General features: G+C 59.3%; 14 protein-coding genes. 6 read left to right on the top strand and 8 right to left on the bottom strand.

Translation table 11 applies throughout. The features are described 5' to 3' along the window. Positions 1 to 125: 125 nt before the first annotated feature. The 4 genes from cfa to NTD81_RS20845 form a co-directional block, all read right to left on the bottom strand. On the bottom strand, positions 126 to 1,247 hold the full coding sequence (cfa, locus tag NTD81_RS20860; RefSeq protein ID WP_262184670.1) for a cyclopropane fatty acyl phospholipid synthase: 1,122 nt from the start codon (positions 1,245 to 1,247) through the stop codon (positions 126 to 128). 427 nt (positions 1,248 to 1,674) lie between these two features. Then, positions 1,675 to 3,246: a glutamine-hydrolyzing GMP synthase gene (gene guaA, locus NTD81_RS20855; RefSeq protein ID WP_410017194.1), complete on the bottom strand. Its 1,572-nt coding sequence runs from the start codon at positions 3,244 to 3,246 to the stop codon at positions 1,675 to 1,677. A 132-nt stretch (positions 3,247 to 3,378) separates the two neighbouring features. Further along, the gene (gene guaB / locus NTD81_RS20850) at positions 3,379 to 4,848 is read right to left on the bottom strand and encodes an IMP dehydrogenase (protein ID WP_262184668.1); all 1,470 of its coding nucleotides are present in this window, start codon (positions 4,846 to 4,848) and stop codon (positions 3,379 to 3,381) included. 114 nt (positions 4,849 to 4,962) lie between these two features. Next, positions 4,963 to 5,514: a sugar ABC transporter ATPase gene (locus NTD81_RS20845; protein ID WP_262184667.1), complete on the bottom strand. Its 552-nt coding sequence runs from the start codon at positions 5,512 to 5,514 to the stop codon at positions 4,963 to 4,965. A gap of 156 nt (positions 5,515 to 5,670) precedes the next feature. Between NTD81_RS20845 and xseA the strand changes: the two genes are divergently transcribed. From xseA to NTD81_RS20820, 5 genes are all read left to right on the top strand, one after another. Beyond that, a complete protein-coding gene (gene xseA / locus NTD81_RS20840; protein ID WP_410017193.1) occupies positions 5,671 to 7,050 on the top strand; it encodes an exodeoxyribonuclease VII large subunit in 1,380 nt (459 codons plus the stop codon). 31 nt (positions 7,051 to 7,081) lie between these two features. Continuing rightward, positions 7,082 to 7,906 carry a peptidoglycan DD-metalloendopeptidase family protein gene (locus tag NTD81_RS20835; RefSeq protein WP_262184665.1) on the top strand — a complete coding sequence of 275 codons (825 nt, stop codon included), beginning with the start codon at positions 7,082 to 7,084 and terminating at the stop codon, positions 7,904 to 7,906. Positions 7,907 to 8,190: 284 nt separating this feature from the next. Then, positions 8,191 to 9,459 (top strand): mechanosensitive ion channel family protein, encoded by a 1,269-nt coding sequence (locus NTD81_RS20830; protein WP_262184664.1) that lies wholly within the window; start codon positions 8,191 to 8,193, stop codon positions 9,457 to 9,459. Positions 9,460 to 9,810: 351 nt separating this feature from the next. Continuing rightward, on the top strand, positions 9,811 to 11,481 hold the full coding sequence (leuA, locus tag NTD81_RS20825) for a 2-isopropylmalate synthase (RefSeq protein WP_262184663.1): 1,671 nt from the start codon (positions 9,811 to 9,813) through the stop codon (positions 11,479 to 11,481). A gap of 160 nt (positions 11,482 to 11,641) precedes the next feature. Further along, positions 11,642 to 12,694 carry an NAD(P)-dependent alcohol dehydrogenase gene (locus NTD81_RS20820; protein WP_262184662.1) on the top strand — a complete coding sequence of 351 codons (1,053 nt, stop codon included), beginning with the start codon at positions 11,642 to 11,644 and terminating at the stop codon, positions 12,692 to 12,694. Between the two features lie 113 nt (positions 12,695 to 12,807). Here the strand turns inward: NTD81_RS20820 and NTD81_RS20815 are convergent, their stop codons facing one another. Further along, a complete protein-coding gene (locus NTD81_RS20815) occupies positions 12,808 to 13,866 on the bottom strand; it encodes an SDR family oxidoreductase (protein ID WP_262184661.1) in 1,059 nt (352 codons plus the stop codon). 76 nt (positions 13,867 to 13,942) lie between these two features. Between NTD81_RS20815 and NTD81_RS20810 the strand changes: the two genes are divergently transcribed. Then, positions 13,943 to 14,317, top strand: coding sequence for a MerR family transcriptional regulator (locus tag NTD81_RS20810; RefSeq protein WP_262184660.1), 375 nt, complete (start codon positions 13,943 to 13,945; stop codon positions 14,315 to 14,317). Here the strand turns inward: NTD81_RS20810 and NTD81_RS20805 are convergent. The 3 genes from NTD81_RS20805 to der form a co-directional block, all read right to left on the bottom strand. Beyond that, the gene (locus tag NTD81_RS20805; protein ID WP_262184659.1) at positions 14,314 to 15,123 is read right to left on the bottom strand and encodes an amidohydrolase; all 810 of its coding nucleotides are present in this window, start codon (positions 15,121 to 15,123) and stop codon (positions 14,314 to 14,316) included. The two genes, NTD81_RS20810 and NTD81_RS20805, sit on opposite strands and share 4 nt — an antisense overlap. Further along, the gene (locus NTD81_RS20800; RefSeq protein WP_262184658.1) at positions 15,111 to 16,259 is read right to left on the bottom strand and encodes a pyridoxal phosphate-dependent aminotransferase; all 1,149 of its coding nucleotides are present in this window, start codon (positions 16,257 to 16,259) and stop codon (positions 15,111 to 15,113) included. The genes NTD81_RS20805 and NTD81_RS20800 overlap by 13 nt, the downstream gene beginning before the upstream one ends. A gap of 120 nt (positions 16,260 to 16,379) precedes the next feature. Further along, a complete protein-coding gene (gene der / locus NTD81_RS20795) occupies positions 16,380 to 17,852 on the bottom strand; it encodes a ribosome biogenesis GTPase Der (protein ID WP_262184657.1) in 1,473 nt (490 codons plus the stop codon). Between the last annotated feature and the right edge of the window lie 81 nt (positions 17,853 to 17,933).

Raw genomic sequence — 17,933 nt, 5'->3', positions numbered from 1 at the left:
GGTCAAGCGCTTTACCTGCGCGCGAATTTCGCCAGCGCAGACGGCAGAAATAATAGATAGAGAGACGTTGCCACCGTCACCCGGGCTCCCCGTAAGCGGCCCGAGTGATGGTACTGCGCAGGGTATTAACGTGGCGCGATATAGCCGCCGGGCACCCCAGACGGGGACAACACCAACTGCCAGAGATTGGCATGGCGGGTGCGAAAGGCGGCCATCGAGCCGGCTAGGTAGAAGCTCCACATCCGCTGGAAGCGCTCGTCATAACGCTCAGTGTCCAACTGTCCCCAGGCGGCATCGATGTTATTGCGCCAAGCCTGCAGAGTGAGGTCGTAGTCCGTGCCGAAGTTGTGCCAATCCTCCAGCACAAACAAACCCTCCATCGCATCGGTAATCTGCGCCGCCGAGGGCAGCATCGAGTTGGGGAAGATATAGCGGGCAATCCACGGGTCGGTGTGGTCGTCACTGATATTGGTGCCGATGCTGTGCAGCAGGAACAAACCATGGGGCGGCAGGCAGCGCTGGGCGACCTCAAAGTAGGTGCGGTAGTTTTTCACCCCGACATGCTCAAACATGCCGATAGAGAAAATCGCATCAAACTGCTCATTGAGATCGCGATAGTCCTGCAGGCGGATTTCCACCGGTAAGCCACGGCACAGGTCCTGGGCAAAGGCGGCCTGCTCCTTCGAGATGGTGATCCCCACCCCTTCAACACCATAACGCTCGGCGGCAAACTTAAGCGCTTCACCCCAGCCACAGCCGATATCCAATACACGCATGCCGGGGCGCAATTGCAACTTGCGGCAGACCAAATCGAGCTTGGCTTCTTGTGCTGCGTCGAGGTCCTTGGCGTCGCGCCAATAACCGCAGCTGTAGACCAAGCGCTTACCAAGCATGATGCGGTAGAGGTCATTGCCTAGGTCGTAGTGGCGCTTGCCGACCTCATAACTGCCCTGCCCGCTTTGCAGATTGAACAGCTTGGCCTTGAGCGCATCCCACACTTCACCCGTGCCATGCACCCGCTCATCGAGACGGGCATTGATCAGATTGAATAAGAAGGCATCCAGATGGTTGGCCTGCCACCAGCCATCCATATAACTCTCACCCAAACCCAGCGACCCCTGCGCCAGCACCCGGGCATACAAGCGTGGGTCGTGTACCTGAATATCTTGGGCACGCTCGCCACCGATCAACACTCCAGCTTCCTGCAACAACGATTCGACACGCTTAAACAGCCTTGCCTCCACCATCGTCCATCCCTCCACTTGGTCGTGCTAAGACTCCAAATCAGAGCCAGCTAAAGCAGCGTTGCGCTGCCAAAACCCTCACAAATCAACCCCTGGCAGAGCGTCACTGGGTACGCAGTTACAGGGCCACACCCCAACAAGGCGGGGCAGTTAAGTCCGCGTCTGGCCTACCAAACTGTAGGCCAATGCCCTGATCAAGCGGCTCGACAACTGACTACGCCTTGGTTGAGGTGCTCAGGATGATTTATGGACATTGCCGCCTGCCGAGGATTCCGCTGGTATACAAATCTCTACCTTGCGGGCATGCCCACCGTAGACAGCTGCCCAAGGCACGCCTGTAAAACAACAAATCGCAGGCAGAAAAAAGCCCGCGATTAAGCGGGCTTCTTAGCCTTACAGCAGCTCAGCGGAGCCTAATGGCGGATGCCGGTTATTCCCACTCAATAGTCGCTGGCGGCTTGCTCGATACGTCGTAGGTGACGCGGGAGATGCCGTCGATTTCGTTGATGATACGGCCGCTGACGGTTTCCAGCAGTTCGTACGGCAGGTGTGCCCAACGGGCGGTCATAAAGTCGATGGTTTCGACCGCACGCAGGGCTACAACCCAAGCGTAACGACGGCCATCGCCGACCACGCCCACCGATTTAACCGGTTGGAACACCACGAAGGCCTGGCTGACTTTGTGGTACCAGTCGGCCTTGTGCAGCTCTTCGATAAAGATGTGGTCGGCCTGACGCAGCAGGTCGGCGTATTCCTTCTTCACTTCACCGAGGATGCGCACGCCCAGACCCGGGCCTGGGAACGGGTGACGGTAGACCATGTTGTACGGCAGGCCCAGCTCCAGACCGAGCTTACGTACTTCGTCTTTAAACAGTTCGCGCAGCGGCTCAACCAGCTTGAGCTTCATGTCGTCCGGCAGGCCGCCGACGTTGTGGTGCGACTTGATCACGTGGGCTTTGCCGCTCTTGGCGCCAGCCGACTCGATCACGTCTGGGTAGATGGTGCCCTGGGCGAGGAACTGGATGTTGTCCAGCTTGCTCGACTCCTCATCGAACACTTCGATGAACTTGGCGCCGATGATTTTGCGCTTTTTCTCTGGGTCGCTTTCGCCAGCCAGGGCACTGAGGAATTTTTCCTCGGCGTTGGCGCGGATCACTTTAACGCCCATGTTGTCGGCGAACATCTGCATCACCGCGTCGCCTTCGTGCAGACGCAGCAGGCCGTTATCGACGAACACACAGGTCAGTTGCTTGCCGATGGCTTTGTGCAGCAGCGCGGCAACCACGGACGAGTCCACACCGCCGGACAGGCCCAGCAGCACGTTGGCGTCGCCGACTTGCTCACGCACTTGGCGGATGGCGTCTTCGGCGATATTGGACGAGGTCCACAGCGCCGCGCAGCCACAGATTTCCAAGATAAAGCGCGAGAGGATCTCGCCGCCTTGCTTGGTGTGGGTCACTTCCGGGTGGAACTGCACGCCGAAGTATTTGCGCGCATCGTCAGCCATGGCGGCGATCGGGCAGCTTGGGGTGCTGGCGGTGATGGCGAAGCCTTGCGGCATGGCGGTGACTTTATCGCCGTGGCTCATCCACACGTCCAGCGCGCGCTCAGTGCCGTAATCGGTGATGCCGTCGAACAAACGGGTCGCGGCGTTGAGGTCGACCTTGGCATAACCGAACTCACGCAGGTTGGAACCTTCGACCTTGCCGCCGAGCTGCTCGGCCATGGTTTGCATGCCATAGCAGATGCCGAACACCGGCACTTGCAGGTCGAACACCGCTTGCGGCGCCCGCGGGCTACCGGCTTCGTGGACCGACTCAGGGCCACCGGCGAGGATGATGCCGCGCGGGTTGAAGGCGCGGATGTCGTCATCGCTCATATCGAACGGGTGCAGTTCGCAGTACACGCCGATTTCCCGTACACGACGGGCGATCAGTTGGGTGTACTGGGAGCCGAAGTCCAGAATCAGGATGCGGTGAGCGTGGATATCTTGATGCGCCATGGCCATCTCTCGTAGCGGAATTCACAAATGACAAGGGGCTGTACGCTTTAGTCAGCAACAGCCCCGTGCGAAAGGTGGCGTCCTAGAGCCGCCACCTGAGCAGTGCTGGTGAATCGTCACCAGCTAACTGCCTTAGCCGACCCGGTAGTTCGGTGCTTCTTTGGTGATCTGCACGTCATGTACGTGCGACTCAGCCATACCCGCCCCGGTGATACGCACAAATTCAGGCTTGGTGCGCATCTCTTCAACGGTGGCACAGCCGGTGTAGCCCATGGAGGCACGCAGGCCGCCCATCAGCTGATGGACGATAGCGCCCATGGCACCTTTGTACGGCACGCGGCCTTCGATACCTTCCGGCACCAACTTCTCCGCGCCAGCCGAGCTGTCTTGGAAGTAACGGTCGGAGGAACCTTGCGCCTGCGCCATCGCGCCCAGCGAGCCCATACCACGGTAAGCCTTGTAGGAACGGCCTTGGTACAGCTCAACTTCACCTGGCGCTTCTTCGGTACCAGCCAGCATCGAGCCGATCATCACCGCCGAAGCCCCAGCAACGATGGCCTTGGACAGGTCACCAGAGAAGCGGATACCACCGTCAGCGATCAGCGGCACACCGGTACCGGCCAGAGCGGCAGCCACATTGGCCACGGCGCTGATTTGCGGCACGCCAACACCTGCGACGATACGGGTGGTGCAGATCGAGCCTGGGCCGATGCCGACTTTCACCCCGTCAGCGCCGGCTTCAACCAGCGCCAGAGCGGCTGCGCCAGTGGCGATGTTGCCGCCGATAACCTGCACTTGCGGGAAGTTTTCTTTGACCCAACGAACGCGGTCGATCACGCCCTTGGAATGACCGTGGGCGGTGTCGACGATGATCACGTCAACACCAGCAGCCACCAGAGCGGAAACCCGGTCACCGGTGTCGGCGCCAGTGCCAACCGCAGCACCTACGCGCAGACGGCCATGCTCGTCTTTGCTGGCCAGCGGGTAGGCTTTGGCTTTTTCGATGTCGTTAACGGTCATCATGCCGGTCAGACGGTACTGGTCGTCGACAATCAGCACGCGCTCGATGCGGTGCTTGTGCAAAAGCTTGCGCACGACTTGCTTGTCTTCGCCTTCTTTGACGGTGACCAGACGCTCTTTCGGCGTCATCACGTCGCGGACTTTAGCGTCCATGTTGGTCTCAAAACGCACGTCGCGGCTGGTGACGATACCGATCAGGTCACCGTTGTAGAGCACCGGAACGCCGGAGATGTTGTTCTGCCGAGTCAGCTCGAACAGATCACCCACCGTGGCATCTGCCTCGATGGTGATGGGATCTTTCACCACACCCGACTCGAAACGCTTGACCTTACGGACTTCGGCAGCTTGCTGCTCGATGGTCATGTTCTTGTGGATGATACCGATGCCACCTTCCTGCGCCATGGCAATCGCCAGACGGGCTTCGGTGACAGTATCCATTGCCGCAGACAGCAGCGGGATGTTCAGTTCAATGCCACGGGTCAGGCGGGTTTTAAGGCTGACATCCTTCGGCAGAACTTCGGAATAACCAGGAATAAGTAAAACGTCGTCGAAGGTAAGAGCTTCTTGACTGATACGCAGCATGGCGGGGGCTCCCAGACGGGAAAATTGGAAGCGCGCCATTATACTCAGACAGCCTGTACGCCTCAACGCAAAGTATCGACATAAACGCAGCTAATTCGCTCAACGGCGCTTCTTTTATAGGTCCACGCGTACCAAACGCACCTTAAAGCCGAGGCGTTCGGCCAGTTCAGCAAGGAAATCGCCGGTAAATTCCGCGTCGGCCCAGTTATTAAACACCAGGCCCAGATTGGAAAAACCGCAGCTTTGCAGGAATAGAAAGCCGTTGATGTCGTCCTCATGGCCACACAGCGGGCACTGGAAGTTATCGGTGGCGCCGGGCATCCACTCATCCAGACTTTCAAACAGCGCCTCGCCCACCTCTTGCCGGCACTCAGGACAGCCAGCCTCTTCGGCAAAGTCTCGGGTTGGCGTATAGATGCAGCGCTTGCTGATGATTTCCAAGCCATTCACCGGCTGCGCATAGGGCAGGTGCTCGGGGTGCTTAACCACCTTGCGTGCACCAGGACCGATGGCGTAGCCCATACGCAGGCCGGTGCGGCCACAGGTACTCAGCTGCGCTTCGATGATGTTCTGCTGGCTGAGCCAACGCACCAGCAAACGCGCCCGCGCTTCATGCTCAGGCAGTGAGGAAATTTGCGGGACGATAATGGCTTGTTGCTCGGTCATAACAGGCTCAAGGCGCAATGGGCGGCCGCGCAGCTTAATCAGCTGCGCCTGCGGGTCAAGGGTGGAACAGTGCTTAATGCACTGGGCTATCTTGCGTGTCAATGCAACAGTAACAACCCCTAGGGTAAGGCAAACAAAGCCTTTACTATGCGCAACATGATCAAAGACCCTTTTCAACGCCTGAACCTCGACCGCGAGGTGCTTAGCGTCAGCCAACTGAACAACCGCGCTCGCCTGCTGCTCGAAGACGTCTTCGGCGCGGTATGGGTCGAGGGGGAAATCTCCAACCTGGCCAAGCCGGCCTCCGGGCATATCTACTTCAGCCTCAAGGACAGTCAGGCCCAAGTCCGCTGTGCACTGTTCCGCCAGAACGCACTTAAGGTGCGTCAGGCCCTGCGCGATGGGTTGGCGGTGCGGGTGCGCGGCAAGGTCTCGTTATTTGAAGGCCGTGGCGACTATCAGTTGATTGTGGATAACCTCGAGCCGGCCGGTGACGGTGCCTTGCGCCTGGCCTTTGAAGCGCTCAAGGAAAAACTCGGCAACGAAGGTCTGTTCGCCGCCGAGCACAAAATCAGCCTGCCGCCGCACCCCAAGCGCATCGGCATTATCAGCTCGCCGACCGGCGCGGTGATCCGCGACATCATCAGCGTGTTCCGCCGCCGCGCACCGCAAGTCGAGCTGAACCTGCTGCCCACCGCCGTACAAGGCCGCGACGCCACGGCGCAGATCGTTAAAGCCCTGCAACTGGCCGACCGCCAAGGCTTCGATGCACTGATCCTGGCCCGTGGCGGTGGCTCCCTGGAAGACCTCTGGTGCTTCAATGAAGAGCCGGTGGCGCGGGCCATTGCTGCCTGCATCACGCCCATCGTCAGCGCTGTGGGCCATGAAACCGACGTGACCATCGCCGACTTCGTGGCCGACGTGCGCGCGCCCACGCCCTCCGCCGCCGCCGAGCTACTGGCGCCGGACAGCAGCGAGCTGGTGCAACGCCTGCATAACCTCAAGCGCCGCTTGCAACTGCGCATGCAACATCGCCTAGAGCGCGAGCGCATGCGCATCGATGGCCTGCAACGGCGCCTGCGCCACCCTGGCGAACGCCTGCGTCAGCACGCCCAGCGCGTGGATGATCTGGAGATGCGCCTAAGCCGCGCCTTTGCCCGGCAACTGGGCAAAGGCCAAGAGCGCCTGACCTTGCTGCAAGGCCGTTTACTGGCGGTGCACCCCGAACGCAACCTGAAGCTGCAAGGGCTGCGCCTGCAAAACCTCCACGAACGCCTACAGCGCAGCATGGTCGAAGGACTCAAGTCGCGCCGCCAGCAGCTCAGCAGCCAGATGCACACGCTGCATGCCGTCAGCCCGCTGGCCACTCTGGGGCGCGGCTACAGCATTTTGCTCGATGAGCGTGGCCGAGCGATCCGCCGCGCCGCTGAAACCCGTCCCGGCCAGCGCCTGCACGCACGCTTAGGTGAAGGCGAACTGCAGCTGCGCGTTGAAAGCCCAGAACCATCCCCAACCACCCTGCCGCTGTTTGATTAAGCGTGGCAGGCGCTCTCAACAAGGTTTATCCATGCGTTTGTATGCCCTGCTCTTGCTCGCCATCTGCACCCTGCCCGCCCATGCCGAAGGCTTTATCAGCCGCCTGCTGAATAAGCCGGTGCCCGGCGGTGTTGCCGTGGTGGATTTAGGCCCGGCCGCCAGTGCGCCGAAGGTGACGTATCAAGGTAAGCCCGTACTAGTGGTGCATGAGGAGCAACAACGCTGGATCGCCATTGTCGGCATCCCCTTGAGCGTCAAACCAGGCAGCCAGCAAATCAGCGTCGACCAGCAGCGCAACCTGAGCTTTAACGTGGCCAGCAAGCATTACCGCGAGCAGCGCATCACCTTGAAGAACACCCAACAGGTCAACCCTAACGCGGCCAACCTCAAGCGCATCGAGCGCGAACTGGCCGAGCAAACCACGGCGTACCGCCAGTTCAGCCCGCGGCAGCCGAGCAACCTGCTGTTCGACAAGCCAGTCAACGGTCCGCTGTCCAGCCCCTTTGGCCTGCGCCGCTTCTTTAACGGCGAAGAGCGTAACCCCCACTCCGGGTTGGACTTCGCGGTCGGCCAAGGCACGCCGATCAAAGCGCCGGCGGCCGGCAAGGTAACCTTGATAGGCGACTACTTCTTTAATGGCAAAACCGTGTTCGTCGACCATGGCCAGGGCCTGATCAGCATGTTCTGTCATATGTCGAAAGTTGATGTGCAACTTGGCCAGGAACTGGCCCGTGGCGCCGTGGTGGGCCGCGTTGGCGCTACCGGGCGGGCGACAGGACCGCATATGCACTGGAACGTCAGCCTCAACGATGCACGGGTCGATCCGGCGATTTTTATCGGTGAATTCAAACCCTAAGCAGCACGGCCAACTGACTCCCGCCACGCCCCTGCTAAGTCACTCCCCAAGCGCGCCACTGAGTGGCCGCTCTGGGCATGTCCACGACCCAATGCCGCACGTTCCTCGTTAGCGCGCCGGCCGCAATCCCCTGAGCTGGGCCAGTCACGCTACCGACGCAGAACTGCTACAGCGCTAGCCGCAGGACAATCGGTCGCATACTTTGTAGGGCACTACGCCAGCCAAGCGGACTCTAAGGCCCACGCGCGTCTGTTTGCGCATTGCTTAGGAGCTACAAGAACGGCATGAAAGATTTGTATAACGAAGCCCACGCTTGGTTGGTGCAGTACCCCGAACTCTATAGTGTGACCGCAGTTATCTTGCTGCTGCTCGCCGCCTGGCTGGCCAACTTTGTGGTCAAGCGCATCCTCCTGCGCGGCCTGTATCGGGCCCTTAAGGCCACTCCGCTAGGCAATGACTCACTGCTTAGCGACTCGCGAGTGATTGCGCGGCTGTCGAATATCGTGCCGGCGCTGGTCATATCCACCGGTATCGGCGCTATTCCGCACTTGCCAGCCATGGCGGTGACCGTTGTGCGCAACGTCTGTAGCGCCTTCGTGGTGCTGACCATCGCGTTGGCCATCAGCGGCGTACTGACCATCATCAACAGCCTGTATCAACGCCGCCCGGATGCCCACTTAAAACCCATCAAGGGCTATATCCAGGTCATTAAGATTTTGCTGTTCGCCATTGCCGCGATCCTGATCGTCGCCAGCCTAATCGACCGCTCACCGCTGATTCTGCTCTCTGGCTTAGGCGCCATGGCCGCCGTGTTGATGTTGATCTTCCAGGACACCTTGCTGTCGCTGGTGGCCAGCGTGCAGATCTCCTCTGGCGATATGGTGCGCGTCGGCGACTGGATCGAGATGCCGCAACTGAATGCCGACGGCGACGTGATCGACATCGCCCTGCACACCGTGCGGGTGCAAAACTTCGACAAAACCATCACCACCATTCCCACTAAGCGCCTGATCAGCGACCCGTTTAAAAACTGGCGCGGCATGCAAGAGTCCGGCGGCCGGCGGATTAAGCGCAGCCTGTATCTGGATCAAACCAGCGTGCGCTTCTTAAGCGCTGAAGAAATCGCGCGCCTGCAAAACTTTAGGCTGCTCTCGCAGTACATAAACGATAAGCAAAACGAGATTAACGATTGGAACAGCCAACTGGCCGAAGCCAGCCAAGAGCCAGCCAATACCCGTCGAGTGACCAACATCGGCACCTTCCGCGCCTATGTGCAGTACTACCTGCGTAAGCACCAAGGCATTCATCAGAACATGACCCAGATCGTCCGCCAGTTGCAGCCCACGAGCGATGGCCTGCCGCTGGAGCTGTACTGCTTTACCTCCACCGTGGCCTGGGCCGAATACGAGAACATCCAATCGGACATCTTTGACCACCTACTGGCCATCCTTCCCGAGTTTGGCCTGCGCGTATTCCAAAGCCCAAGTGGTGCGGATATGCGTGAGTGGCAAAAGCACGATGACGCAGTGCTGAACGCCACGCCCCGCAGCTAAGCGGCCAATACGGCGGGCGCCTGACGGAGTTGAGCAGGCGCCCGGCTGTACCTAGCGCATCCCCCTCGCAATCTTCAGCAAAATAATGCGCAATTCGCGGCAATAAAACTTAATTAATTCAATTTAAGCGCTGCAAATCATCAAATTTTCATCATTGCTTGCCAGCTTTAACCCCAAGCATTAGGGTTGACGCTATGAATCTTATGCAAAACCTCTTCCTGCTGCGCCAACACGCCAACCTTTGTTTGGTGAGCCAGCGACTGCGTGGCTAATCGATAGCCCCATCTAACGCCCAGAACTACCCCAGAATTCAGTCGGCAAGTCGTTGCCGCAGCCGTTAAGGATTACCCCATGAGCATGCTTAAAGACCCGTCCAGCAAGTACCGTCCGTTCACCCCGATCCGTATTCCGGATCGCACCTGGCCAGATCAAATCATCGACAAGGCACCGATTTGGTTGTCCACCGACCTGCGTGACGGTAACCAGTCGTTGATCGAGCCAATGGACGCAGAGAAGAAAATGCGTTTCTTCAAATGCTTGGTCCAAGTGGGTCTGAAAGAAATCGAAGTGGGCTTCCCTTCCGCCTCGCAAACCGACTTCGACTTTGTGCGTGAGTTGATTGAAGGCGGTCACATCCCGGACGACGTCACCATCCAAGTGTTGACCCAGGCCCGCGATGATCTTATCGAGCGCACCTTTGAGTCGCTTAAAGGTGCCAAGAAGGCCATCGTCCACTACTACAACGCCTGCGCCCCGGCCTTCCGCAAAATCGTCTTTAACCAAGACCAGGCAGGCGTCAAAGCCATTGCCGTTGCCGCGGGTAAAACCATCAAGCGTTTGGCCGATGCGGCCCCTGAAACCCAGTGGGGTTTTGAGTATTCGCCAGAAGTGTTCAGCTCCACCGAAATCGACTTCGCGGTAGAAGTGTGCAACGCCGTGATCGAGGTGTTCCAACCGACTCCGGCGAACAAGTTGATCCTCAACTTGCCGGCCACCATCGAATGCGCCACACCGAACAACTATGCCGACCAAATCGAATGGTTTGGCCGCCATGTCAACAAGCGCGACAGCGTGTCGATCAGCGTGCACACCCACAACGACCGTGGCACTGGCGTCGCTGCCTCGGAGTTGGCCGTGATGGCCGGTGCTGACCGGGTCGAAGGCTGCTTGTTCGGTAACGGCGAGCGCACTGGTAACGTGTGTTTAGTGACGTTGGCGTTGAACCTCTACACCCAAGGCGTAGACCCTGAGTTGGATTTCTCCGACATCGACGCCGTGCGCAAAGTCGTCGAAGACTGCAACCAAATCCCAGTGCACCCACGCCATCCATATGTGGGCGACTTGGTCCACACCGCCTTCTCCGGCTCGCACCAAGATGCCATCCGCAAAGGCTTCGCCCAACAACAAGCCGATGCAGTGTGGGAAGTACCTTACTTGCCTATCGACCCGGCCGACATTGGTCGCGATTACGAAGCAGTGATCCGCGTGAACAGCCAGTCCGGCAAAGGCGGCATCACCTTCTTGCTCGAGCAGGAATATGGCATCAGCTTGCCCCGCCGCATGCAGATCGAATTCAGCCAGGTGGTGCAGCGCGAAACCGACCGCTTGGGTCTGGAGATGACGGCCGCACAAATCCACAAATTGTTAGTCAGCGAATACTTGCAGGCCACCTCGCCTTACGAGCTCAAAGGCCATCGCTTGCAAGAAGAAAACGGCACCAGCGCGGTCAGCGTTGAGGTTCTGCACAACGGCCACAGCCAACACTGGCAAGGCACCGGCAAAGGCCCGTTAGAGGCGTTGGTTGCCGGCCTGCCAGTCAGCGTGGAAATCATGGATTACAGCGAGCACGCCATCGGTGCCGGCAGCCATGCCAAGGCCGCGGCCTATATCGAATTGCGCGTTAATGGTGGACGCGCCCTGCACGGCGTCGGCATCGACGAGAACCTGACCACGGCGAGCTTCCGCGCCCTGTTCAGCGCCTTGAATCGCGCCTTACAACAAACTGAAGTACAGGCCGCGTAAACCTCTGCAAGCTGCACAAAGGGGGCTTCGGCCCCCTTTTTTATGGCCATAGGTTATGGTCACCAATAGTGAAAAAGTATAGGCCCAAATAACTGCCCGCAGCGCTTAAAACGAGTGCTAGCCTAGGCGCCGGCTAACCACCTCCACCCAGGAGATTTCCATGAGCAAGACCCTTGCCTACGCCGCCCAGAATGCCAGCACCGCCCTCGCTCCCTTTGAGATTCAACGCCGCGCAGTCGGCCCCAACGATGTGGCCATCGACATCCTCTACTGCGGTGTTTGCCACTCTGACCTGCACACCGCCCGCAACGAATGGAAAAACACCCTATACCCCTCGGTCCCCGGCCATGAAATAGTCGGTACCGTCACGGCGGTGGGCAGTAATGTCACTCAATTTAAAGTCGGCGATATCGCCGGCGTTGGCTGCATGGTCGACAGCTGTCGGCACTGCGCTTCCTGCGCCGAGGGCCTTGAGCAATATTGCGAAAGCGGCTTTACCGGCACCTATAACGGCCCGGTATTCGGTGGCGCCAACACCTATGGTGGCTACTCATCGCAGATCGTGGTGGACCAGAAGTTCACCTTGCACATTCGCCACTCCAAGGACGATCTGGCGGCGGTCGCCCCACTGCTGTGTGCGGGCATCACCACCTACTCGCCACTGCGCCAGTGGAATGTCGGCCCTGGGCAGAAAGTCGGCATCGTCGGCCTGGGCGGCTTGGGCCATATGGGCGTGAAGATTGCTGCCGCGCTCGGCGCCCATGTGGTGTTGTTCACCACCTCGGCGAACAAACGCGAAGACGCCCTGCGTTTAGGCGCAGCCGAGGTGGTGGTATCAAAAAATCCGAAAGAAATGGCCGCCCACGCTAACAGCTTCGACTTTATTCTCAACACCGTGGCGGCGCCCCACGACCTCGATCCATTCCTCAATCTGCTTAAGCGCGACGCCACCATGACCTTGGTCGGCGCCCCAGATACGCCCCACCCTTCGCCGCAAGTGTTTGGCTTGATCTTTAAACGTCGGCGCTTGGCCGGCTCGTTAATCGGTGGCATTGCCGAGACCCAAGAAATGCTCGATTTCTGCGCCGAACACGGCATCGTCTCCGACATCGAGCTGATCCCTATCCAATCGATCAACCAAGCCTTTGAGCGCATGCTCAAAAGCGATGTGAAGTACCGCTTCGTGATCGATATGGCGTCTCTGCAGCAGTAAGTTTTAACGCTACCCCACAGGCCCTCTAAGAAGGTCTGTGGGTTTAGCCTAAGCCTTCTTATACGGTGAAAAGCGCGGCCTGAGCTGTGTTCCATTACGATCAGCGCCCACTGTTAACCACGCTCCATCAGATAACGCGCACTCGCACGCAGAGCCTCGTTGATATCAGGCCACGTTAATTGATAGCGCCGCGCTAAAGCCTGGGTGGCCGATGTATCGAAGACCTTGGTCTGGATAAAATCCAGCGCCTGCGCATCACTATGCAACAGACGTGGCATGCCTGGAATTTTCAGTAACGCACGCAGTAGCGGTATCGCAATATGCCAACGCGGCGCGCTTACCTTCAGCACAGCCGCCAGCTCCTGCACCAGAGCACGCAAGTTAGGCGTAGCCGCATCCAAGGCGAGGACATCCTGCCCGACTTGCTGCTCATCAAACCCCACCGCCATTATCAACTCAGCCAGAAAGTCTACGGACACTAGCGGCAGCCAATGCTTGGCAGAACCCGGTATGGCCCCCAATTGGCCCGCAGCCAAGGTTCCGATCAAGCTGGCTAGAGGCTGACCCGGCAGGATGTGGCCGCTGCGGCTATGCCCGCATACCGTGGCCGGATGCACGACCGTTAAAGCCCCTTGGTGCTGCGCCATATAGGCGCGCACACGAAAATACGCCTCCAGTTTGCTGCCTTCATAGCCACCCGCACGGCGATAGACCGCATCCCAATCAGTGCGCTCAGGCTGCTGCAGATCAACCCCTAGGCTCTGCAGGTGAGCATGGTTAGCCAGCATAAATCCTCCGGCCAACAGCATTCGGCTGCCTTGCTGCACGGCCAACTCAGCCACCTGCAAGGCTCCCGTCACATTCACTTGCCGTGCCTGCGCCGTCGTCAAATTCCAGCCAAACAGGGCAGCGAGATGAAACACCACTCCAGCCTCACTGACCTTCTCTCGATCAGCCGCCGACAGAGCCAAACCCGGACTGCTCAGATCAGCACCCACTGCGCTGAGTAAGTCGGCCCGGCCACCTAGGCGCTCAATTGCCTGCGCCAAAGCCGGTAATCGTTGCGGCTCGCGCATCAGCAGAGTGGCAGAGTGCCCCTGGCGAGTTAACGCCGCCAACAGGTGTTGACCGACAAAGCCGCTACCGCCTGTGATCAAACAATGTTTGTGCATGACTCATCCGCCTACCTAGTGATTGAGCCACGTAGGCTAAACTATCGAGCACACTCAACAGTCAAGCGAGATCAGCATGCGAATTGGCGAGTTAGAAAAGCGCAGTGGGGCCAGCCGGCACACCCTGCGTTATTACGAAAAGCTGGGGCTGATCAGCACCATTCGCAGCGCTAACAACTATCGCGAATACAGCCCGCAAGCGCTCACCGACTTGGACTTTATCCAACAGGGGCAAAGCATGGGATTTTCGCTGGCAGAGATTGGCGAAATTATCCAAGCCAGGCGTGAGCAAATGCTCGACTGCGCCCAGGGTGCGGCACTGGTGCGCCGCAAGCTGGCTGAGGTGGAACAAAAGATCAACGATCTACAGCGTTTGCGCGATTTCCTGTGCAGCGAGCAGAAGCGTTTAGAAGCGAGCGCGGCTGCACAGGTTGCCTTGGGGAAAGGCTAGCTGCGGGTGCTGATGACAAACTCATCAGCATCCAAATGCGCCGGGAAGCGCTCGCGGTATTGGGCCAGGGCCTGCGCGCTTAAGCGCTGGCGGAAAACGCCACTGGCCGCGCCCGGAGCCAGCAGGCTGTCGCCCTGAAAGTCGAGCACCTGGCTGTCGCCGCTGTAGGCGTAGCCCTTGCCGTCTTCACCGACGCGATTGACCGCCGCCACGTAGCAGAGATTTTCGATGGCCCGCGCCGGCAGCAGGCGGTTCCAGTGGTTGCGCCGCGTTGCTGGCCAGTTGGCGGTGTAAATCAGCAAGTCGGTATCGCCGGCACTGCGGCTCCACACCGGGAAGCGCAGGTCATAGCAAATCAGCGGGCGCACTTGCCAGCCGTTGACCTCCAGCAGCACCTGCTGATCGCCTGCGCTGTAGTGCTTGTGCTCGCCGGCCATGCGGAACAAATGACGCTTGTCGTAATGGGCCAGGCTGCCATCCGGGCGCGCCCACAGCAGACGGTTGCGGTAACTGCCGTCGGCCGCCTGAATGATCAGACTGCCCATGATCACCGCATTTAGCGCCTGCGCCTGCTCTTGCAGCCACACAGTGCTGGGGCCGTTTTCCGGCTCGGCCAGGGCCGCCGACTCCATGCTAAAGCCGGTGGTGAACATCTCCGGCAGTAGGATCAGGTCAGCGCCGCGGGCCTGCTCAAACAACGCCGCGAAGTGCGCGCGGTTAGCGGCAGCATCCTGCCAGGCCAGCTCGGTTTGGATCAGCGCCAGTTCAAGATCAGGTAACTGGCTGAGTGCGGTTAGATCGCGCATAACTTCTCCGCTGCCTCACGCAAGGTGTCTTCGCGCTTGGCGAAGCAGAAGCGCACCAGACGTAAATCCTTGGGCGCCTGTTGATAAAACACCGATACCGGAATAGTCGCCACACCATGTTCACGGGTCAGCCATTCCGACATGGCCACATCGTCCAAATCCGGGCGGATCGCCGAATAGTCAGCCAACTGGAAGTAAGTGCCCGGTGTGCGCTTAAAATTGAAACGCGAGTTGCCGAGCAAATCGCAGAACAGATCGCGCTTGGCCTGATAAAAGCCCGGCAGCTCGGTGACGTGCTCAGGGTGCGCCGCCATATAGTCGGCCAGCGCCCATTGCAGCGGGGTGACGCCGCAGAAGCTGACGTACTGGTGAATCTTACGTAGCTCGCCACTCAGGGCCGGCGGTGCCACCACATAGCCGGTTTTCCAGCCAGTGACGTGATAGGTCTTGCCGAACGAGCTGACCACAAAGGCGCGCTGATACAGCTCCTCATGGGCCAGGATGCTGGCGTGCTGGGCGCCGTCGAACACCAAGTGCTCATAGACTTCATCGCTGATCAGGTAGATATCGCGATCCCGGATCAGCGCGGCCAGTTGATCCAGCTCGGCCCGGGTAATCAACGCGCCGCTGGGGTTATGCGGGCTGTTGATAATGATCAAACGGGTTTTGCTGCTCAGGGCATCACTCAGCGCCTGCCAATCGATGCCGAAGCCCGGCAGTGCCAGCGGCACATGCACACAGCGCCCGCCAGCCAGCTCCACCGAAGGCTCATAGCTGTCATAGCTGGGGTCGAAGACGATCACTTCATCACCGGGCTGGATCAACGCCTGGATCGCGCAGAAGATCGCCTGGGTGGCGCCCGGGGTGATAGTCACCTCCGTGTCGGCACTGACGGCGCGACCATACAGGCGAGCGATTTTCGCCGCGACCTGCTCGCGCAGCGCCGGCAGGCCGGTCATGGGCGCATATTGGTTGTGCCCGGCGCTGATGTGCTGCGCTACAGCGTCGCGCAGCGCTTGCGGGCCGTCAAAATCGGGGAAGCCTTGGGATAGGTTGAGCGCGCCGGTTTCCACGGCTAGCTGCGACATGCGAGTAAAAATAGTGGTGCCGACGTTCGGCAGCTTGCTGGTGATCATGCGGGCATATCCTCAGGCGCGGCAGTGCAGCTTAAGACAATTGAAGGCGCAGGATAGCCGATCACCCAAATACGCAAAAGGCACCCGCAGGTGCCTTTTTAGAGCGTTACACAGCCAGACTTAGCGTTTGTCTTTACGCTTCTTCTCCGCTTTTTTGTGGTGGCTCATCAAACGGCGCTTCTTGTTCACCTGACGGTCTGTGAGGGTGTTTTTGTTGCCCTCATAGGGGTTCTCACCGCCTTTGAACTCGATGCGGATCGGCGTACCGACCAGCTTCAGCACACGGCGGTAGGTGTTCTCCAGATAGCGCACATAGGACTTCGGCACCGCATCCACTTGGTTACCGTGGATCACGATCAAGGGCGGGTTAGCCCCACCCAAGTGGGCGTAACGCAGCTTGATACGGCGGTTGTTGGCCATGGGTGGCGCGTGATCGCTGACCGCGTCTTCGAGAATCTGCGTCAGGCGGTTGGTCGGCCAACGGGTGATCGCCGACTTAAACGAAGCCTGTACCGACTTGTACAGGTTACCCACGCCGGTGCCGTGCAAGGCCGAGATAAAGTGAATGTCGGCGAAGTCGACGAAGAACAAGCGGCGCTGCAGCTCGGTCTTCACGTAGTCACGCTCGCTGGGCTCCATGCCGTCCCATTTGTTCAGGGCAATCACCAACGCACGACCGCTTTCCAGCACGAAACCGAGCAGGTTGAGGTCGTGGTCGACCACGCCTTCGCGGGCGTCCATGACGAACACCACGACGTTGGAGTCTTGGATCGCCTGCAGGGTTTTCACCACCGAGAACTTTTCCACCGCCTCGAAGATCTTGCCGCGCCGCCGCACGCCGGCGGTATCGATCAAGGTGTACTTCTCTTCATCGCGCTCAAAGGGGATGTAGATACTGTCGCGGGTGGTGCCGGCTTGGTCATAGACGATGACGCGCTCTTCGCCGAGCATGCGGTTAACCAGAGTCGACTTGCCGACGTTAGGCCGGCCGATAATGGCCAGCTTGATGCCGTCTTTCTCGCTCGGGCCGGGGATGCGCTTGGCTTCCTGACCTTCGAGCACTTCTTCCTCTTCCTCGCCCTCTTCCAGCTCGTTGGCATCCTTAGGGAAGCTGCCGAGCACGGTTTCCAGCATCTGCGTGATGCCACGGCCGTGGGCACCGGCAATCGCCAGGGACTCGCCCATGGCCATGCTGGCGAACTCGGCACGGGCCAGGTCCGGATCGAGGTTGTCGACCTTGTTGATGACCAAGAAGCTGCGCTTGTTACGCCGGCGCAGGTGCTCACCAATCATCTGATCCGAAGCCGACAGCCCGGCACGGGCATCCACCAGGAACAGCACCGCATCCGCTTCTTCGATGGCTTGCAGGGACTGCTCAGCCATCTTCGCATCAATGCCTTCCTCGTCACCGGAGATACCACCGGTGTCGATGACGATATAGGTTCGCCCCTGCCACTTGGCCTCGCCGTATTGGCGATCACGGGTCAGACCAGAGAGGTCGCCGACAATCGCGTCACGGGACTTGGTCAAGCGGTTAAACAGGGTGGACTTGCCAACGTTCGGGCGGCCCACCAGGGCTATTACGGGAACCATCAGGCTCTCCACTTCGTTATTTCAGAAAATACAAAAGCCGCTGCAAGGGCAGCGGCCGCAATTCATTGCTTGCTCAGGGCT

Source organism: Pseudomonas sp. 5P_3.1_Bac2, assembly GCF_025465995.1.
Lineage (GTDB): Bacteria > Pseudomonadota > Gammaproteobacteria > Pseudomonadales > Pseudomonadaceae > Aquipseudomonas.
This window is presented reverse-complemented; position numbering and strand designations above follow the sequence as displayed.